The sequence below is a fragment of the uncultured Friedmanniella sp. genome, assembly GCF_964244285.1.
GTDB lineage: Bacteria > Actinomycetota > Actinomycetes > Propionibacteriales > Propionibacteriaceae > Microlunatus.
Window position 1 is genome coordinate 167,339 of the sequence record NZ_CAXTHT010000003.1, and the last position, 17,845, is coordinate 185,183.

Consider the following 17,845-nt stretch of genomic DNA (forward strand, 5'->3'; position numbering starts at 1 on the left):
CCGCGTCGCCCCGTCGTGGCATTGAACGACGCGTGAGTTTCGGCGCTGTGTCGCCACGTCACAGCCAGATGAACGTCGATGCATCCGCGAGGTGTCGGGGCCGCGAACACTTCCTCGCGGCCGGTCGACAGGGCCGCTACCCGTCTCAGGGGGAGATGCAGCGATGGACCTGATGCTGACCGCGCCGGCGGCGGCGACCTGCCTCCCCACCCAGCACGTCGACCTCGGACCACAGGCCGACGCCGCACTGCGGAGCCGGATGGTGATCGGTCAGGCCGTCGGCATCCTGATGCAGCGCGACGGCCTCGACTCCGACGCCGCGTTCGCCTGGCTCGTCGACACCTCGCAGCGGACGAACACCAAGCTCCGCGAGGTGGCGCGACAACTCGTCGATCGGCTGGACGGGACCAACCGGCGCCGCTGAGCACCACCGGTTAGGCCGGGGGCACCCGGTCGGTCGCCTGGGCCCACTGGTCCCCATCCGCCAGGTCGGCGCGGACGCGTCGCCGGGCTGCCCACCAGACCGCGCCCGTCGCGGCACCCACGGCCACCATCAGCTTCCAGTTCATCCCGGCAGCCTAACGGGCCGGTGGCACCCGGGTGCCGGACGCCGGACGCGGGGTCAGACCGTGGACCGATGGTCGACGGGTCGGTCGGCTCTAGGCTGACGAGGTCATGAGCACCGACCTCCGTTTCCGTCTGGACTTCGTCCTGGCCGTGGTGGTCGGCGTCGTCGTGACCGCGCCGTACGCGAGCCAGCCGGCGGACGCGGCTGCGGCCAGCGTGGTCCTCGCCAGCTCGCTGATGATGCGGCGGATCCTGCCGACGGCAGCGTTGGCGGTGGCGACCCTGGGTGCGATCGGCCAGCTGGTGACGTTCGGCTCGCCGATGATCGGCATCGTGGTCGTGCCGATGATCATCTACGGCAGCGCCCGGTGGGGGGACGCCCGTCTCGGGCAGGCCGCGCTGGTGCTGGGGCTGGTGGGCTCCGTGCTCGGGCCGGCCGCCTGGGCGCTCAACCGGAGCTGGTCGACCACCGCCCTGATCTACTTCGCGATGGGGGTCACCGGCTGCGCCGGCATCGTCCTCGCGGCCTACCTGGTGGGACGGCGACGGCGCGAAGGGCTCGAGAACACCCAGGAGCGACGGTTGTCCGAGCTCGAACGCTCCCGGCTGCGGCTGGCCGAGCAGGAGCAGCGGGCGACGGTCGCGGCCGTCGACGAACGCAACCGGATCGCGCGGGAGCTGCACGACATCGTCGCCCACTCGCTGTCGGTCGTCGTGGTGCAGGCCGAGGGGGGCCGGGCGCTCGCGGCCAAGCGGCCGGAGCAGGCGGCCGAGGTGCTCGGCACCATCGCCGAGACCAGCCGCGAGGCCCTGGAGGAGATGCGTCGGATCGTCAGCCTGCTGCGCAGCGGCCGGACCGAGGACCCCACCAGCTACGTGCCGACCCCGGGACTGGCCGAGATCCCCGAGCTGGTGCGCAAGACCAGCGACACCGCCGAGCTCGTCGTCTTCGGCGAGCTGCCGCAGACCGGTCAGGCCCTGGGCCTGACGGTGTACCGGATCGTCCAGGAGTCGCTGACCAACGTGCTCAAGCACGGCGGTCCCGCCGCCACCGCCCGCGTCACGCTCGCCTTCACCGCGTCCTCGGTCGAGATCGAGGTGAGCGACACCGGACGGGGGGCCGCGGTCGAGGCGGACGGCCGCGGTCACGGGCTGCAGGGGATGGCTGAGCGGGTCGCACTGCACGGCGGCACCCTCACCGCGGCTCCGCGCCCGCAGGGCGGGTTCACGGTCCGGGCCTCCCTGCCGCTGGCCGGTGAGCCCACCGTCGGCCTCGCGCCGCTGAACGTGGTGACACCGTGATCCGCGTCTTCCTGGTCGACGACCAGGCCCTGGTCCGGGGCGGCTTCCGGATGCTGATCGAGGCAGAGGACGACCTGGTCGTGGTCGGGGAGGCCGCCGACGGCCAGGACGCCGTCACCGCGTTGGCCCGGACGACCGCCGACGTGGTGCTGATGGACATCCGGATGCCCCGGATGGACGGCGTCGAGGCCACCCGCCAGCTCGCGGCGGCCGGCAACCCCGCCCGCGTCCTCGTGCTGACCACCTTCGACCTCGACGAGTACGTCTTCGCCGCCCTCAAGGCCGGGGCCAGCGGCTTCCTGCTCAAGGACGCGCGCCCGCCGGAGCTCCTGACCGCGATCCGCAACGTGGCGGCGGGCGACGCGGTGGTGGCGCCCAGCGCGACCCGACGACTGCTGCAGCAGGTGGTGCCCACCCTGCCCGGACGCCCCCGCGACTCCTCCCCGGACCCGCGGCTGGCCCTGCTGACCAGCCGAGAGCTCGAGGTGCTCAACGAGATCGCCGCCGGCGCCAGCAACGCCGAGATCGGCGCACGCCTCTACCTGGCCGAGGGGACGGTGAAGACCCACATCGGCCGACTGCTCGCCAAGCTCAGCGTCCGCGACCGCGTCGGCCTGGTCCTCTTCGCCTACGAGACGGGCGTCGTCGACCGCTGACCAGTCGGGAGTACGGCGGCCGGCGGAGTTCATACCTGGGTCTGAGGCGGTGGGGCCCGCGCTCCGACGCGGCGTCCCGGGCCCCGTTCCTACGGTGAGATGACCTCGACCGGAAGGCACCTCGTGCACCCGTACCCCGCCCCCTCGGCACCCGCCCGCGACACCCCGGAGCCAGCCCGGGGCAGCTGCAGTGTCGCCGTCAGCGCGCTCAACCTGGTCAAGGCCTTCGGTCGCGGCAGCACCGCCGTCCGGGCCCTGGACGGCGTCAGCGTAGCCATCCGACGCGGCCAGCTCACCGCGGTGATGGGGCCCTCGGGCTCGGGCAAGTCGACGCTGATGCACTGCCTGGCCGGGCTGGACACCGTGACCGAGGGCCGGGTGTTCCTGGGCGGCCAGGAGATCTCCGCGCTGACCGAGCGGGAGCTGACCCGGGTCCGGCGGGACCAGGTCGGCTTCGTCTTCCAGGCCTTCAACCTGCTGCCGACCCTGACCGCCGAGCAGAACATCCTGCTACCCCTCGACCTCGCCGGCCGCCAGGTCGACCCGACCCTGTTCACGGCGACCGTCGGGTCCCTGGGGCTGGGGAACCGGCTGTCGTACCGGCCGAGCGAGCTGTCGGGCGGCCAGCAGCAGCGGGTGGCCATCGCCCGTGCGCTGATCACCCGCCCACAGGTGGTCTTCGCCGACGAGCCGACCGGCGCCTTGGACTCCCGCACCGGCCACCAGCTGCTGGCCCTGCTGCGGACCGCCAGCCGCGAGCTCGGCCAGACCGTCGTGCTGGTGACCCACGACCCGGTGGTCGCCGGCTACGCGGACCGGACCCTGCTGCTGGCCGACGGCCGGCTGGTCGACGACCTCGACCGGCCCGACACCTCCGTGCTGCTCGACGCGCTCCAGCGGCTTGGCGGCTGACGTGCGGCGCGCCTGGACCGAGCTGCGGTCCCACCCCGAACGGCTGGTCGCGGTCGGCCTCGCCATCACGATCAGCGTGGCCTTCCTGGTCGCCTCGCTGGTCTTCGTCGGCACCGAGAGGAACGCGGTCGGCCGGCGGCTCACCGCCGCCACCTCGACCAGCGACGTGGTCGCCCAGCCGGCCGGCGGGAAGGACCGGACGGCCGAGGTCGCCGCCCTGCCCGGCGTGGCGGCCGTGGCCAGCACCACCAGCGGATACGTCGACTTCACCAGCGCCGAGGGGCCGGGGGTGATCGACCTGCGGTCCTTGCCCGACCGGCCGGAGTTCCGCTGGTCCCGGCTCTCCTCAGGTCGCTGGCCGACCGGCACCACCGAGGTCGCCGTCAGCACCGTCACCGCCGACAACTACGGCCTCGGCGTCGGCTCCTCGCTCACGGTCCAGGTCGACGCTCGCACGAGCCGGCTGCTGCAGGTGACCGGCGTGGTCGACGAGGGCCACCTGCTGCTGGCCGATCCGGGGGGACTCCGGCACCGTCGACCCGGCGTTCTTCTCCTCGCCCGACGCGAACCCGCCCACCCTGCTGGTGCGGGTCGGCGCGGGCAGCACGCCCGACCAGGTCGCGGACCGGATCCGAACGCTGCTCGGCCCGGACTCCCAGGTCCAGACCGCCGTCGCGGCCAGGGCCGAGGCGCTGACCGCCACCACAGGCGTCCGGGACGTCTTCGGCTACCTGGTGCTGATCTTCAGCGCCATCGCCCTGCTCGTGGGCTCCATGATCATCATCAACACTCTCGGCATCATCCTGGGAGCGCGGCAGCGCGAGATCGGGCTGCTTCGAGCGGTCGGAGCGAGCACGGCGCAGGTCAGGCGCCGGCTGCTCGCCGAGGCGTGGCTGGTCGGCCTGATCGGCTCGGCAGCGGGCGTGCTGCTGGGCGTCGCCGTGGCTGCGATCGGCAGCACACTGACGGGGGCGACCCGGTTCGGGCTCGTCGTACCGTACGGGCGGCTGCTGCTGGTGGCGGCCGGCGGCGCCACGGTCACGGTGCTGGCCGCACTGGTGCCGGTGCTGAGGGCGAGCCGGGTGGCGCCGCTGGCGGCGCTTCGTCCGTTGGCCGGACCCGAGCAGGCCCGGCGGGGCAGTCGGCACCGCTTGGTCGCCAGCGTCCTGACGGCCCTGCTCGGCGCCGGGCTGGCCATCGCCGGGCTGCAGCAGGCCACCGGCATCGTCCGGCTCACGGTGGTCGGCGCGTTCCTCCTCGCCCTCGGGGTGCTGGTCCTGGCTGGCTGGTTCGTGCCGCCGCTGCTGCGCCTGGCCGGTCGTGGGGTCCGTCGTGCCGGCCCGATCGCCCGGCTGGGGGCGACGAACCTGGCCCGCAACCCCGGCCGGGCCACGGCCACCTGCACGGCGCTGATGCTGGCCGTCGGGCTCATCGTCACCCTGCAGGTCGGGGCGGCGAGCCTGCGCAGCACTTCCGCCGCCGCCCTGGACCAGCAGTTCCCCGTCGACGTCACCGTCACCAACCCGTCCGGTCCGGTGTCCAGGACGGTCCAGACGGCCGTCGCGGCCACGCCGGGCATCACCGCGACCGCCCCGGTGCGGATCGTGACCGCCGGCATCGGACCCGCAGCCGAGGTCCAGGACGGGAGCGACGCGCGATCCGTCCAGGTCGCCGCACCCGGGGAGGGTGCCGACCGGGTTGTCGCCGCCGGCCTCGACCGGCTCACCGACGGCACCGCCCTGGCCCATCCCCACACGATGAGCGAGCTCGGGCTGGCGGCGGGCGCGCCGCTGGTGCTGCGCTACAACGGTGTCCAGCGCCGTCTGGTGCTGGTGGCCAGCGACGTCCCCGATCTGGCCGTGGTGGTGGTGTCCGGAGCCGTCATGGACGAGCTCGCCCCGACGGCACCGACCGCGGCCGTCTGGGCCGCCGCGGCCGACCCCAGTCGAGCCGCCGAGACCATCGCAGGCGTCCGCAAGGCGCTCGTGGCCCAGCCCGGACTGGTGCTGGCCGGCTCGCTGCCGCAGGTGGCCGCGCTGGACGGGGTGCTCCGGACCGTCCTGGACGTGGCCACCGGACTGCTCGGCGTCGCGGCCCTGATCGCCCTGCTCGGCGTCGGAAACACCCTCAGCCTGTCCGTGCTCGAGCGTGGCCGCGAGTCGGCCCTGCTGCGGGCGCTGGGTCTGGAGCGTCGCCGGCTCCGCGGCATGCTGATGGTGGAGGCGGTGCTGCTGGCCCTGGTCGGGGCGGTGGTCGGCGTGGCCGCCGGGCTGGTCTTCGGCAGCCTCGGCGCGACCGCCCTCGCCCGCGAGACCCACCTGGGACCGGTGCACCTGAGCGTTCCGCTGGCTGCGGTGGCGGTGGTCGTGCTGCTCAGCGTGCTGGCGGGTGCGCTGGCGTCGGTGCTGCCTGGTCGCCGGGCGGCGCTCAGCAGTCCGAGCATCGCGTTGACGGCCGGCTGAGCCCTCGCCACCCCTCGGGGTGGTCCGGCCCACGCCTCCGGCCTGACAGCATCCAGGAGCGGTGCCCGACGCGAAACACCGACGACATACGCCGGTGCTAGGTTCCGCGTGCGACGTCGGAGTGAGGTGTGGCGGCCTGGCGGGATGAGTCCCGACCGACCGCCGCGTCCCGCCGCCGACTGACCGGCCGCCGGCAGAGAGGACGGTCCACGATGAGCGTGTCCTACGGCGTGCTGAGCACGTACCCGCCCACCCAGTGTGGTCTGGCGACCTTCAGCCATGCCCTGGTGACCCATCTGACCGCGGCCGGCAAGGACGTCGGCGTCGTCCGGGTCGTCGACGCCGGCGAGGTGGTAGCTGGGCGTCCGCTCAGCCGGCACGGGCACGGACCCGGCGGCAGCCTCTGGGTCCGCGACCGTCCCGGTGGCGCCGCTGCAGCGGCCGCAGCCCTCAACCGGCACGACGTCGCGGTCATCCAGCACGAGTACGGCATCTTCCCCGGGCCGGACGGCCGCGAGGTGCTGCAGGTGGTGCGGGGCCTGCGCGTGCCCACCATCACCGTCCTGCACACCGTCCTCGTCACCCCGTCGGAGTCGCAGCGGCAGATCCTCGACGAGCTCGCGGCCCACTCCAGCGTCCTCGTCACCATGACCCGGACGGCCCGCGACCGGCTGGTCGCGCACTACGCTGTCGACCCGTCCCGGGTGGTCGTCATCCCGCACGGCGCCGAGCCCTCGCCGATCGTCGGCGAGCGACGCCTCCGCGATCCCGACGAAGCGCCCACGGTGCTCACCTGGGGACTGCTCGGTGAGGGCAAGGGCATCGAGTGGGCCATCGACGCCATGCCCTTGCTGGCAGACCTGCGCCCCCGACCCCACTACCGTGTCGTCGGCGAGACCCACCCGAAGGTCAAGGCCCAGCACGGCGAGGCCTACCGGCAGCGGCTGGTCGAGCGGGCCCGGACCAGCGGGGGAACGGTCCACTTCGACGGCCGCTACCTGACCGCCACCGAGCTGCACCAGGAGGTGGCGCGGTGCGACGTCGTGCTGCTGCCCTACGACTCGCGTGAGCAGGTCACGTCCGGGGTCCTGATCGAGGCCGTGACCGCGGGCAAGCCCGTGGTCTCCACCGCCTTCCCGCACGCGGTCGAGCTGCTGTCCTCCGGCGCCGGCCTGCTGGTCGAACGGCAGAACCCGGCGGCGATCGCGGCCGCCCTGCGCCAGGTGTTCACCGAGCCCGGACGCGAGGCCGCGATGGCCGCCGAGGCGGGCCGGATCGCGCCGGACCTGCTCTGGCCGGCGGTGGCGGACCGCTATCGCGAGCTGGGTTCGCGACTGGTCGCCCCGGTCGACGTCCTGGCCAGCGCGTGAGCAGCGCCCCGGTGCTCCACGGCCAGGGCTCCGGGGTCTCGTTCGCGCACCTCTTCCGGCTGAGTGACGACGGCGGGCTGTTCGAGCACGCGCGGCTGACCGAGCCGAGACCCGAGCACGGCTACTGCGTCGACGACATCGCCCGCGGTCTGGTGGTGGCCACCCGCGAGCCGGCGCCGTCCGCGGCCCTGCGGGAGCTGGCCGGGTTCTACCTCGACCTCGTGGTCGACGCCCAGACCGAGGACGGCCGGGTGCACAACCGACGCGACCTGGACCTGCGCTGGACCGATGAGCCGAGCCTGGAGGACTGCTGGGGCCGCGCCGTCTGGGGGCTGGGGACGGCCGCCGCCCGCCTGCCCGCCGGCAGCGGTGCCGCCGCTCTGGCTCTGGAGCGGTTCCGGCGCAGCGCGGTACGCCGGTCGCCGCACCGTCGCGCGATGGCGTTCGCCGGGCTCGGGGCGGCCGAGGTGCTGGCCGTCCGACCGAGGGACCGAGCGGCCCGGGCACTGCTCGGGACGGCGGCCGACCAGCTGCGCGCCGACCTTCCCCGCGACCCGGCGTGGCCGTGGCCAGAAGACCGGTTGCGGTACGCCAACGGCTGCGTGCCCGAGCTGCTGCTGGCGGCCGGCGCCCTGCTGGGTGATCCGGGCCTCCTCACCGACGGGCTGGCCCTGCTCGCGTGGCTGGTCGACGTGGAGACCGTCGAGGACCACCTGTCCGTCACCCCGGTCGGCGGCTGGACGCTCGGTGAGGCACGACCCGGCTTCGACCAGCAGCCGATCGAGGTCGCGGCGCTGGCCGACGCGTGCGGCCGGGCGTACGAGCTGAGCGGCGAACGACGCTGGCTCGACACGCTGCTGCGCTGCCGCGCGTGGTTCCTCGGCGACAACGACGCTGGCGTAGTTTTGCTCGACATGACCAGCGGTGGTGGGTGCGACGGGCTCGAACGGCACGGACGGAACGAGAACCAGGGAGCCGAGTCGACCATGGCCCTGATCTCCACGTTCCAGCGCTGCGCCGCCCTGCTCCCTGTCCCCGCGTGAGCCCCGACTTCCTGGCCCGGCTCGTTGTCCGCGGCGACACGGTGCTCGCACCGGACCCGCGCCGGGTGCTCGCCCGTCAGTTCCTGCCGGGCCAGGAGATCCTGGCCGACGGCCGGGCCCGCGTGGACGCCGTCATCGGCCGGGTACTGGCGATGCCCGCGGCCGAGGTGGGGCAGACGCTGGCCGCCACGGTCGCGGCCTTCACGGACCGGCACGACGACCTGGCCGGGATCTTCGGCCGGCACGCGGACGCGGTAGCCGGCCGGCTCCGGGACGAGACGGTCACCGACGACCAGCGAACGCTGATCGGCGCCTACCTCACCCAGGAGTACGCGCTGGAGGCGGCGGCCCTGTTCAACCCCTCGATGGTGACCCACCCCGACCAGAGCGGCCTCGAGGCCGGGGAGCTGCGCTTCCTGATGACCGTCCGCTCGGTCGGTGAGGGGCACGTGTCGAGCATCCAGCTGCGCTCCGGGGTGCTCGGTGCCGCACCGAGGGACTTGTGGGTGGACCCGGCCGGACGGCCGCGGCTGGCCCAGACGTCCGCCGCCACCATGAGCCGCGAGGTGCTGCTGGCGGCGCTCGTCGACCGGGCCGGCGTCCGCTCCGACCACCTGGCGTCCCTGCTGCCCGACCCGGTCGACCGCGACAACCTCGGCGTCGCCCTCGACGCGGTCCGGCAGGACTTCGTGGACCGGGGTCGCGGGTCGGCGGCCGCCGAGCAGCTGAACTGGGCGTTCTCGTGCGACTACGTGGCCGAGCTGGGCGAGGGCCCACTCGCCGACGCCGTCCTCTTCCCCACCGCACCGGATGAGTCGCACGGGATGGAGGACGCCCGCTGCACCCGCTTCGTCGAGGACGACGGCACCGTGACCTACCTGGCCACCTACACCGCCTACGACGGCGCCGACATCACCTCACACCTGATCACGACCGCGGACTTTCGCCACGCCGAGGTGTCTCAGCTGCTGGGGCCCTCGGCCAAGAACAAGGGAATGGCGATCTTTCCCCGCCGGGTGGGTGGTGACCACCTGGCCCTGGTGCGCTGGGACCGGGAGAGCATCGGCGTGGCCCGCTCCGACGACCTGCGGTGGTGGCAACCGGCCGTCACGGTGGAGCAGCCGCGTCGGCCCTGGGAGCTGATCCAGCTGGGCAACTGTGGACCGCCGATCGAGACCGAAGCCGGCTGGCTGGTACTCGACCACGGTGTCGGGCCCGTCCGGCAGTACGGGATCGGGGCTCTGCTGCTGGACCTGCACGACCCGACCCGGCTGATCGGCGCGCTGAGCAGGCCATTGCTGCTGCCGCAGGAGGACGAGCGGGCGGGCTACGTGCCCAACGTCGTGTACTCCTGCGGCGGCCTCAGGCACGGCGACACGCTGGTCATCCCGTACGGCTGCAGCGACTCCGCCATCCGCTTCGCCTTCGTCGACCTGCCGGGCCTACTGGCCGAGCTGAGGGCCTGAGGTCCCCGGAGAACGGAGCCGGGAGCCGCGGCGTCGTGACGGACCGCTACGGGGCGGCAGCCCGCAGCCGGTCCAGCAGCGGCACGGCGGCCTCGGCCAGGAACTCCGTCTGACCCTCGTCGCCGACCTGCACGAGGGCGATGTCGGTGAACCCGGCCTCCCAGTAGGGCGCGACGGCCTCGACGATGGCGTCCAGGTCGGGTCCGCACGGGATCTGCTGCGTCACGTCCTCGGGCCGGACGAACTGGCTGGCCCCGGCGAAGCCGGCCGGCGTGGGCAGATCGGCGTTCACGGCCCAGCCGCCGGCGAACCACCGGAACTGGTCGTGCGCCCGCGCCGCCGCCTTCGCCTCGTCCGGATCCCAGCAGATGGGGATCTGGCCGATCTTGCGCGAGGAGGTGTGGCCCTTGGCCGCGTCCCAGCCCTGGACGAGCTCGGGCTTGGGCTCCACCGCCACCAGGTGCTCGGCCAGTGGGGAGAACCGCTCGATCGACTTGGGGCCGGAGACGGCGATGCCGATCGGCACCCCGCCCTCGGGCGCGTCCCAGATCCGGGCGCTGTCGACCCGGAAGTACTGCCCCTCCCACGTCGTCAGCTCACCGCTCAGCAGCTCGCGGATGATCGTCGTCGCCTCGACCAGCATGTCCTGGCGCTGGTCGACCGGCGGCCAGCCCTCACCGGTGATGTGCTCGTTCAGGTTCTCTCCCGAGCCCAGCCCGAGGGTGAAGCGGCCGTCGCTGAGCAGCTGCAGGGTGGCGGCCTTCTGCGCCACCACGGCCGGGTGGTAGCGCTGGATGGGAGAGGTCACGTAGGTCATCAGCTCGACCCGCGAGGTGGCCTGGGCGACCGCGCCGAGCACCGTCCAGGCGTACGGGGCGTGGCCCTGGGACACCAGCCACGGCGAGAAGTGGTCACTGGAGACCTCGAAGTCGAAGCCGGCCCGCTCGGCACCGGCCGCGTAGCCGACCAGCGCCTTCGGGCCGCTCTGCTCGGTCATCAGGGTGTACCCGAAGCGCGTCATCGCGTCTGCCTCCGCTCGTCTCCGGGGCTCAGTCCTGGGCGGACTTGAGCCGGTCGATGTGCTGGGACGCCTCGGCCTTGTTCAGGTTGGCCGGCAGCTCCTCGCCGGCCTGCTTGGCCAAGGTGTCGAGGTAGCTCTTCTGCGACGGGGTCATCGGGTCCTCACCGCTGACCCAGTCGGACGGGTCCTTCTCCAGGGCCGGGTTGTCGGTCTCGGTGGTGGCGCCGATCGTGCCCTCTTCCTGGGCGGCCTGGCTGGTCTCGGATGCGAATTCACTCATGCCGCCCACCGTATGCGGCCCCTCCGACAGTTTGCGGCGAGGTCGTCCCTGGGCTCCGGGCGAGGGTTTGCCGCCCCTCTCGCATCTCCTGGGCCGCTCCGGGTAGAAGCATATAAGTGCCACGTCTGAAAACGGTCTCACCGCGCGACCCCGGCTGGACCCGCCGGCGTCGCGGCGAGGACTTCGTCTACCTCGATCAGCTGGGCCAGAAGCTCGCGGCCCAAGAGAGCGAGCGGTGTCAGCTGCTGGTGATCCCGCCGGCCTGGGAGCAGGTCTGGATCTGCCCGGTGCCGAACGGCCACATCCAGGCGGTCGGGACCGACGACGCGGGCCGGCGGCAGTACATGTACCACGAGTACTGGCGGCTGAAGCGCGACCGCGACAAGCACGACCGGGTGCTGGAGGTCGCCGCCCACCTGCCGACGGCGCGCCGCCGCGTGGCCAAGCACCTGCGACTGCCGGGGATGCCGTACGAGCGGGCGCTCGGCACCGCGTTCCGGCTGCTGGACCTCGGCTTCTTCCGGATCGGCGGGGAGGCCTACGCCGAGTCCAACCAGAGCTACGGTCTGGCCACCATCCACAAGGAGCACGTCAGCCTCGACGGCCGCCAGGTCGTCTTCGACTACATCGCCAAGTCGGGCAAGGAGCGCTACATCGCGCTGGGCGACGACCTGGTCCGGGCCGCCGTCAGCGAGCTGCTGGCCAGCAGCACGGCCGGCCCCGAGCTGCTCGCCTACCAGAGCGAGGACGGGGAGTGGCACGACGTGAGCTCCACCGACATCAACGCCTACATCAAGCAGGTGGTGGGTGGTGAGGTCTCGGCGAAGGACTTCCGCACCTGGCACGGGACGGTGATCGCCGCCGTCGGCCTCGCGCAGGCCAACGAGACCGCCACCACGCCCAGCAAGCGCAAGCGCGCCGTCTCCGCCACGATGAAGCAGGTGTCGAGCTACCTCGGCAACACCCCGACCGTGGCGCGCGCGTCCTACGTCGACCCGCGCCTGGTGGACCTGTTCAACGACGGCATCACCATCGACCCCGCCCTGGCCGGCAAGGACAAGGACCTTTCCGACGGGGTGACCCACGGCAAGATCGAGAAGGCGGTCCTCGCCCTGCTGGAGACGCCCAAGCGCGAGCTCAGAGCAGCGGTGAGGGGCCGATGAGACTCCTCCGGCAGCGACGACCGCCGGGTCGCGTCCTGCGTACGGTGGACGGCAGTCGGGCAGGGTGCCGCGGAGGCGGATCCCTGTCCCCGGTCAGAGATGAGGGAGCATGGCGGATCTGACCGAGCTGCACCAGGACCTGGCCCGGGTGGTGCTGGCCGGACGCGGGCTGAGTGACGTCCTGACCGAGATCACGGCGATCGCCCGCCGGGCGATGCCCGGCACGGAGGCGGTCTCCATCACGCTGATCCGGCGCGACGTGCCCTTCACCGCCGCCTACGACGGTCTGTTGGCCATGCGCGCCGACGAGGTGCAGTACGGGCTCGGCTACGGACCGTGCGTGGACGCCGGCCGAGCGGGTCTGGTGTTCCTGATCACCGACATGAAGCGCGAGGAGCGCTGGTCCGGCTACGCCCAGCAGGCGGCTGAGTTCGGCATCGGCAGCTCGCTCTCGGTGCCCCTGCCGTTCCAGTCGACCACCATCGGCGCCCTCAACTCCTACGCCGCGGAACCGCACGCGTTCGACGAGCCGGACGTCGCCCTGGGCGAGGAGGTCGCGACCTGGGTGGCGCTGGCCGTCAGCCGCGCCCAGGCCTCGGACCTGACCGCTCGCGAGCTGCAGGAGATGCGCATCGCGATGGCGTCGCGGGCCACGATCGAGCAGGCGAAGGGCATCCTGATGGAGCGGTTCAAGGTGACCCCCGACCAGGCGTTCACCCTGCTCAGCCGCACTTCGCAGACCACGAACACCAAGCTGCGCGACCTGGCCGAGGATGTCGTCCGCACTGGCGTCCTGATGGCCCGGGCGATGCCCGGGGAGCCCTGACCGCGACCTGTCGGGGTGGGTCTCGGGGTGTCGTCGACGGATGACACCCGGACGTCATCCGCTCCTCCTACGATGAGACCGGCCGGCCACCGGGCGGCCGAAGGAGGATCGATGAGGCGGATCGCCCGGCGCAACCTGCTGGCGGGGGTGGCAGGGGTGGCGGCGCTCGCGGTCACCGCGTGCTCCAGGGCCAAGCCCTCCCCGACCGCGCCCAGCGTCGCCCCGCCGACCTCGGCTCCACCCACGACCGTCAGCCCGAAGCCGGTCACCCCGTCGCCGCCGGTCGACAACCGTCCCCGATGGCCGTTGACCGGCAAGCTGCTCAAGGACAAGTCCGACGCCCGGCACGCGGCCGTGGCCGTCAAGGTGCCGGACAACCGCGTCGAGCACCCCCAGCGCGGGATCGACCAGGCCGACATCGTGTTCGTGGAGCTCGACGGCTACCGTGACAGCTCGGGCCACAGCGGCACCCGGCTGGTGCCGGTCTTCCACTCGCGGATGCCCGACACCGTCGAGCCGGTCCGGTCGATCCGTCCGGTGGACATCCCGCTGTTGAGCCCGATGGACGCCATCATCGGCAACACCGGCGCGGCGCCCTGGGTGGTCAAGTACGTCAAGCACTACCGCGCCCACCTGGAAGGTGCGCTGTCCTACCTGGCCACGTACGGCACCGGTTCCTACGGGACGGACCCGTCGCGGGTCTACCACTACAACGGTCAGACCTACTACGACCGTGCGACCACCTGCCACCCGAAGATCCTGGCCAAGCAGACAAAGCGCTTCCGCGCCGGTCCTCCGCAGCTCTACTTCCCCTACGCCTCGACGGCGGACGACGTGAGCGCGGCGAAAGGCAAGCGCGGTCGTTCGGTCAAGGTGCCGTACAAGGGCGACGACTACTTCATGGGGTATGAGTACGACGCGAAGTCCCAGCGCTACCTGCGGAGCATGCCGTGGGGTCCGCACGTCCTGGCCGACGGCACCCGGGTCTCCACCGACAACGTGCTGGTGATCTTCGCCCACCAGCACTACGGCAAGATCTTCCGCGGCAAGGGCCACGACGAGCCCTTGCACGACGTGATCCACTCCTCGGGGAAGTTCATCTACTTCCACCGCGGCCGCTACGTTCGGGGGACCTGGAAGAAGGGCGGCATCACCAAGCCCTTCACCTTCACGGTCGCGGACGGCAAGCCGCTGCAGATGGCCACCGGCCAGACGTTCGTGGAGCTGCCCGACACTCACGCCAAGGTGCGGATCTCCAGCTGAGCTGCGGGCTCAGCCTCCGAGGTAGGCCACCGCCCGGCGGGCCATCTCGGCGTTGCCCGCGTCAGAGGCGTGCAGGCCGTCCGAGGCCCAGCTGCCGCCCGGGGCGGAGGTGCCCATCGACGACATGTCGAGGATGCCGACGCCCAGCTCGGTGCCCAGGGCCGTGGTCGCGGCGACGTAGTCGTCCCAGTGGTAGTCGGCATCGCTCGACCCGGGGCCGATGCGGTAGGGCAGGACGAGGACGATCGACGGCGTCCTGTCGGGCAGCGCGGTCCGCAGACCGGTGACCAGCTGCCGCAGGTTGGCTTGCACCTGCTGCGGGCTGGCGCTGGCGCGGAGGTAGTCGTTGGTGCCGAGCTCGATGGTCACCAGGTCCGGCGCGACCAGCCTGAGAACCGGGTTCAGCTGCGGCTGGGCGGCCACGAACTGGGTGGAGGTGTAGCCCGAGTGCGCACTGTCGAAGAGGTGGACGCCGCTGGCTTCGTCGCCGTCGAAGATCGCCACTCCGGCCAGCCGGACCCTGCCGGAGCGGGCGCTGATCACCAGCTCGTGCGCCCCGGCCGCCCCGAACCTGACCCGCCGCCGTCTCGTCTCACCTACGGTGCCGGCCGTGTCGATCGTCGTGGCGGTCCCGCCATCGACCGCGTAGCTCAGCGAGCCGCCGCCCCTGAGGTAGTAGAGGTCGACGCTGGTGCCGGTCAGCCGGTAGGTCTGGGTGGCACCCGCCGCCATGGTCGCCGTCCGCAGGCCGAGCGGGCCGGCACTGTCGTTGCTGATGCTGCCGCTCCGGGACGCGTAGGGCTGCCAGCGGGAGTCGGGCGGAAACACCGCGGCCCAGCCGGGCAGGTAGCCGACGTCACCGGCCGAGCTGTAGTTGCGGAGCTGGGTCGCCGTCTGGTCGATCCAGCGCCTGGACTGGAGCGAGGCGCCCTGACCTTCGGTGATCGAGTCCCCGACGGCGACCCAGACCGCCGGTGACGAGCCGCGGCCGGCCAGGGCGGTCCGCCAGTGGGCCAACGGGTCGGCCGCAGCGGGCGCCCCGGTCGGGGTCGCCGAGCACGAGATCAGCCCGGCCAGCAGGCTCCAGACCACGGTCAGACGGACGCCTGGCCAGCGCACGTGGGCAGCCACAGATCCCCTCGAGTCCCGGTGAGCACGCTCGGAGCCGACATCGTGGCACGAGGAGCGCGGCTGGCCGCTGCGCTCCTCGTGTGATCTTGACCGTCGGGCCCACGTCAGGACCCAGGGTCAGGACTTACCGGGTCGGGGCCACGTCGAACCGGTCGAGCTCCATCACCTTCACCCAGGCGGCGACGAAGTCGGTGACGAACCGCTGCTGCGCGTCGTCGCTGGCGTAGACCTCGGCCAGCGCCCGGAGCTCGGAGTTGGAGCCGAAGACCAGGTCGACCCGGCTGCCGCTCCACCGCGTCGCCCCGGAGGCGTCGCGCGCCTCGAAGAGGTCGGAGCCGGAACCGAGCGGACGCCAGGTCGTTCCCAGGTCGAGCAGGTTGATGAAGAAGTCGTTGCTCAACGTGCCCGGCCGGTCGGTCAGGACACCATGGGTCGAACCGTAGTAGTTCGCCCCGAGGACACGCAGCCCACCGACCAGGACGGTCATCTGCGGCGCGCTGAGGGTGAGCAGGTTGGCCCGGTCGAGCAGCTGGTACTCCGCGGGCAGGTTGCCCTTGCCCGGGTAGTTGCGGAACCCGTCGGACGCCGGCTCCAGGGCGGCGAACGACTCGACGTCGGTCTCGTCCTGGCCGGCATCGGTACGACCCGGCGTGAACGGCACGACGACCTGGTGACCACCGGCCGCAGCCGCCTGCTCGACGCCCACCCCACCCGCGAACACGATCAGGTCGGCGAGTGAGATCTGTACCCCGCTGCCGCCCTCGCCAGCGCGGCCGGCGTTGAAGGTCTGCTGGAGGCCCTCGAGCGTCCGGAGGACGCTCGCCAGCTCACCGGGGTTGTTGACGTCCCAGCCGGCCTGGGGCTGCAGCCGGACCCGGGCTCCGTTGGCGCCGCCCCGCTTGTCGCTGCCCCGGAAGGTGGACGCGGAGGCCCAGGCGGTACTGACCAGCTGTCCGACCGAGAGGCCCGACCCGGCGACCAGCTGCCGCAGCTCGTCCAGCTCCGCCGGCCCGACCAGGGGGTGGTCGACCTCGGGCAGCGGGTCCTGCCAGAGCAGCACCTCGCTGGGCACCTCAGGTCCGAGGTAGCGGGCCTTCGGACCCATGTCACGGTGGGTCAGCTTGAACCAGGCGCGGGCGAACGCGTCGGCGAACTCCGCCGGGTCGGCGTGGAAGCGACGCGAGATCGCCTCGTACGCCGGGTCCACCCGCAACGCGATGTCGCTGGTGAGCATGCTCGGCGCGTGGCTCGTGGCGGGATCGTACGCGTCCGGCACGGTGCCCGCGCCTGCGCCCGCCTTCGGCGTCCACTGGTGCGCACCGGCGGGGCTCTGGGTCAGCTCCCACTCATAACCGAACAAGTGGTCGAAGTAGTCGTTGCTCCACTGGGTCGGCTTGGTGGTCCAGATGACCTCGAGCCCGCTGGTGATGGTGTCGGCACCCTTGCCGGTGCCGTAGGTGTTGCGCCAGCCGAGGCCCTGCTCCTCCAGCCCGGCTCCCTCGGGCTCCGGCCCGACGTGCGCGTCCGGGTCGGCGGCGCCGTGGGTCTTGCCGAAGGTGTGGCCGCCGGCGATCAACGCCACGGTCTCCTCGTCGTTCATCGCCATCCGGCCGAACGTCTCCCGGATGTCGCGCGCTGAGCCGACCGGGTCTGGGGTGCCGTTGGGGCCCTCGGGGTTGACGTAGATCAGGCCCATCTGGACCGCGGCCAGCGGGGTCTCGAGCTCCCGGTCGCCGGTGTAGCGCTCGTCGCCGAGCCAGGTGGTCTCCGGGCCCCAGTAGACGTCCTCGTCCGGCTCCCAGACGTCGGGTCGGCCGCCGGCGTAGCCGAAGGTATCGAAGCCCATCGACTCCAGCGCGACGTTGCCGGTCAGGACGATCAGGTCGGCCCAGGAGAGGGACTTGCCGTACTTCTTCTTCACCGGCCAGAGCAGTCGGCGGGCCTTGTCCAGGTTGGCGTTGTCCGGCCAGCTGTTGAGCGGGGCGAACCGCTGCTGCCCGGCGCCGGCTCCGCCGCGGCCGTCCTGGATCCGGTAGGTGCCGGCGCTGTGCCAGGCCATCCGGATCATGAACGGGCCGTAGTGACCGAAGTCGGCGGGCCACCAGTCCTGCGACGTGGTCAGCACCTCGGCGATGTCGGCCTTCACGGCCGGCAGGTCGAGGGTCGAGAACGCGGCGCCGTAGTCGAAGTCGTCACCCAACGGGTTGGCGACGGCCGGGTTCTTGGCCAGGATCTTGAGGTTGAGGTGCTGCGGCCACCAGCCGCGGTTGCCCCCGCCCTCGGTCGGGTGGGCCGCACGGTCGTGCATGACCGGGCACTTCGCGGCGTCGACGTCGACGTTCATCTCTTTGACGACGGTTTCGTGGTCCTCGACCATGGCGGT

Annotated in this window: 17 protein-coding genes and 1 pseudogene; 12 read left to right on the plus strand and 6 right to left on the minus strand. The window is 72.4% G+C overall.

Annotation, left to right across the window (positions count from 1 at the left end; translation table 11 throughout):
• The first annotated feature begins 163 nt into the window (after positions 1–163).
• Positions 164–424: an ANTAR domain-containing protein gene (locus tag ACFE7W_RS08820; RefSeq protein WP_375424397.1), complete on the plus strand. Its 261-nt coding sequence runs from the start codon at positions 164–166 to the stop codon at positions 422–424.
• 10 nt (positions 425–434) lie between these two features.
• On the opposite strand, the gene ACFE7W_RS08825 is transcribed toward ACFE7W_RS08820, so the two are convergent.
• Complete coding sequence (locus ACFE7W_RS08825; RefSeq protein ID WP_375424398.1) at positions 435–569, minus strand: DLW-39 family protein; 135 nt, start codon at positions 567–569, stop codon at positions 435–437.
• Between the two features lie 106 nt (positions 570–675).
• On the opposite strand from ACFE7W_RS08825, the gene ACFE7W_RS08830 reads away from it, so the two are divergent.
• The 4 genes and pseudogenes from ACFE7W_RS08830 to ACFE7W_RS08845 form a co-directional block, all read left to right on the plus strand.
• Positions 676–1,869 (plus strand): sensor histidine kinase, encoded by a 1,194-nt coding sequence (locus ACFE7W_RS08830; protein WP_375424399.1) that lies wholly within the window; start codon positions 676–678, stop codon positions 1,867–1,869.
• Positions 1,866–2,525 carry a response regulator gene (locus ACFE7W_RS08835; RefSeq protein WP_375424400.1) on the plus strand — a complete coding sequence of 220 codons (660 nt, stop codon included), beginning with the start codon at positions 1,866–1,868 and terminating at the stop codon, positions 2,523–2,525. The genes ACFE7W_RS08830 and ACFE7W_RS08835 overlap by 4 nt, the downstream gene beginning before the upstream one ends.
• A gap of 99 nt (positions 2,526–2,624) precedes the next feature.
• Positions 2,625–3,437 (plus strand): ABC transporter ATP-binding protein, encoded by an 813-nt coding sequence (locus ACFE7W_RS08840; protein ID WP_375424401.1) that lies wholly within the window; start codon positions 2,625–2,627, stop codon positions 3,435–3,437.
• A gap of 76 nt (positions 3,438–3,513) precedes the next feature.
• Positions 3,514–3,870, plus strand: a pseudogene (locus ACFE7W_RS08845) (hypothetical protein); the annotation flags it as partial.
• Here the strand turns inward: ACFE7W_RS08845 and ACFE7W_RS08850 are convergent.
• The gene (locus ACFE7W_RS08850) at positions 3,784–4,014 is read right to left on the minus strand and encodes a hypothetical protein (RefSeq protein WP_375424402.1); all 231 of its coding nucleotides are present in this window, start codon (positions 4,012–4,014) and stop codon (positions 3,784–3,786) included. The pseudogene ACFE7W_RS08845 and the gene ACFE7W_RS08850 overlap by 87 nt on opposite strands.
• Positions 4,015–4,021: 7 nt before the next feature.
• On the opposite strand from ACFE7W_RS08850, the gene ACFE7W_RS08855 reads away from it, so the two are divergent.
• The 4 genes from ACFE7W_RS08855 (at position 4,022) to ACFE7W_RS08870 (ending at position 9,778) form a co-directional block, all read left to right on the plus strand.
• On the plus strand, positions 4,022–5,899 hold the full coding sequence (locus ACFE7W_RS08855; protein ID WP_375424403.1) for an FtsX-like permease family protein: 1,878 nt from the start codon (positions 4,022–4,024) through the stop codon (positions 5,897–5,899).
• Between the two features lie 212 nt (positions 5,900–6,111).
• A complete protein-coding gene (locus ACFE7W_RS08860) occupies positions 6,112–7,269 on the plus strand; it encodes a glycosyltransferase (RefSeq protein WP_375424404.1) in 1,158 nt (385 codons plus the stop codon).
• Complete coding sequence (locus tag ACFE7W_RS08865; RefSeq protein WP_375424405.1) at positions 7,266–8,312, plus strand: hypothetical protein; 1,047 nt, start codon at positions 7,266–7,268, stop codon at positions 8,310–8,312. Before ACFE7W_RS08860 ends, ACFE7W_RS08865 begins: the two co-directional genes overlap by 4 nt.
• A complete protein-coding gene (locus tag ACFE7W_RS08870) occupies positions 8,309–9,778 on the plus strand; it encodes a glycoside hydrolase family 130 protein (protein ID WP_375424406.1) in 1,470 nt (489 codons plus the stop codon). Before ACFE7W_RS08865 ends, ACFE7W_RS08870 begins: the two co-directional genes overlap by 4 nt.
• A gap of 46 nt (positions 9,779–9,824) precedes the next feature.
• On the opposite strand, the gene ACFE7W_RS08875 is transcribed toward ACFE7W_RS08870, so the two are convergent.
• Positions 9,825–10,799 (minus strand): TIGR03557 family F420-dependent LLM class oxidoreductase, encoded by a 975-nt coding sequence (locus ACFE7W_RS08875; protein ID WP_375424407.1) that lies wholly within the window; start codon positions 10,797–10,799, stop codon positions 9,825–9,827.
• A gap of 28 nt (positions 10,800–10,827) precedes the next feature.
• A complete protein-coding gene (locus ACFE7W_RS08880) occupies positions 10,828–11,079 on the minus strand; it encodes a DUF3072 domain-containing protein (protein WP_375424408.1) in 252 nt (83 codons plus the stop codon).
• Positions 11,080–11,195: 116 nt separating this feature from the next.
• On the opposite strand from ACFE7W_RS08880, the gene ACFE7W_RS08885 reads away from it, so the two are divergent.
• From ACFE7W_RS08885 to ACFE7W_RS08895, 3 genes are all read left to right on the plus strand, one after another.
• A complete protein-coding gene (locus ACFE7W_RS08885) occupies positions 11,196–12,242 on the plus strand; it encodes a DNA topoisomerase IB (protein ID WP_375424409.1) in 1,047 nt (348 codons plus the stop codon).
• A gap of 109 nt (positions 12,243–12,351) precedes the next feature.
• A complete protein-coding gene (locus tag ACFE7W_RS08890; protein ID WP_375424410.1) occupies positions 12,352–13,068 on the plus strand; it encodes an ANTAR domain-containing protein in 717 nt (238 codons plus the stop codon).
• Between the two features lie 111 nt (positions 13,069–13,179).
• Positions 13,180–14,331 (plus strand): DUF3048 C-terminal domain-containing protein, encoded by a 1,152-nt coding sequence (locus ACFE7W_RS08895; protein ID WP_375424411.1) that lies wholly within the window; start codon positions 13,180–13,182, stop codon positions 14,329–14,331.
• A gap of 9 nt (positions 14,332–14,340) precedes the next feature.
• Here the strand turns inward: ACFE7W_RS08895 and ACFE7W_RS08900 are convergent, their stop codons facing one another.
• A complete protein-coding gene (locus tag ACFE7W_RS08900; protein WP_375424412.1) occupies positions 14,341–15,462 on the minus strand; it encodes an SGNH/GDSL hydrolase family protein in 1,122 nt (373 codons plus the stop codon).
• Between the two features lie 124 nt (positions 15,463–15,586).
• Positions 15,587–17,839 (minus strand): catalase/peroxidase HPI, encoded by a 2,253-nt coding sequence (gene katG, locus ACFE7W_RS08905; protein ID WP_375424413.1) that lies wholly within the window; start codon positions 17,837–17,839, stop codon positions 15,587–15,589.
• Positions 17,840–17,845 lie beyond the last annotated feature (6 nt).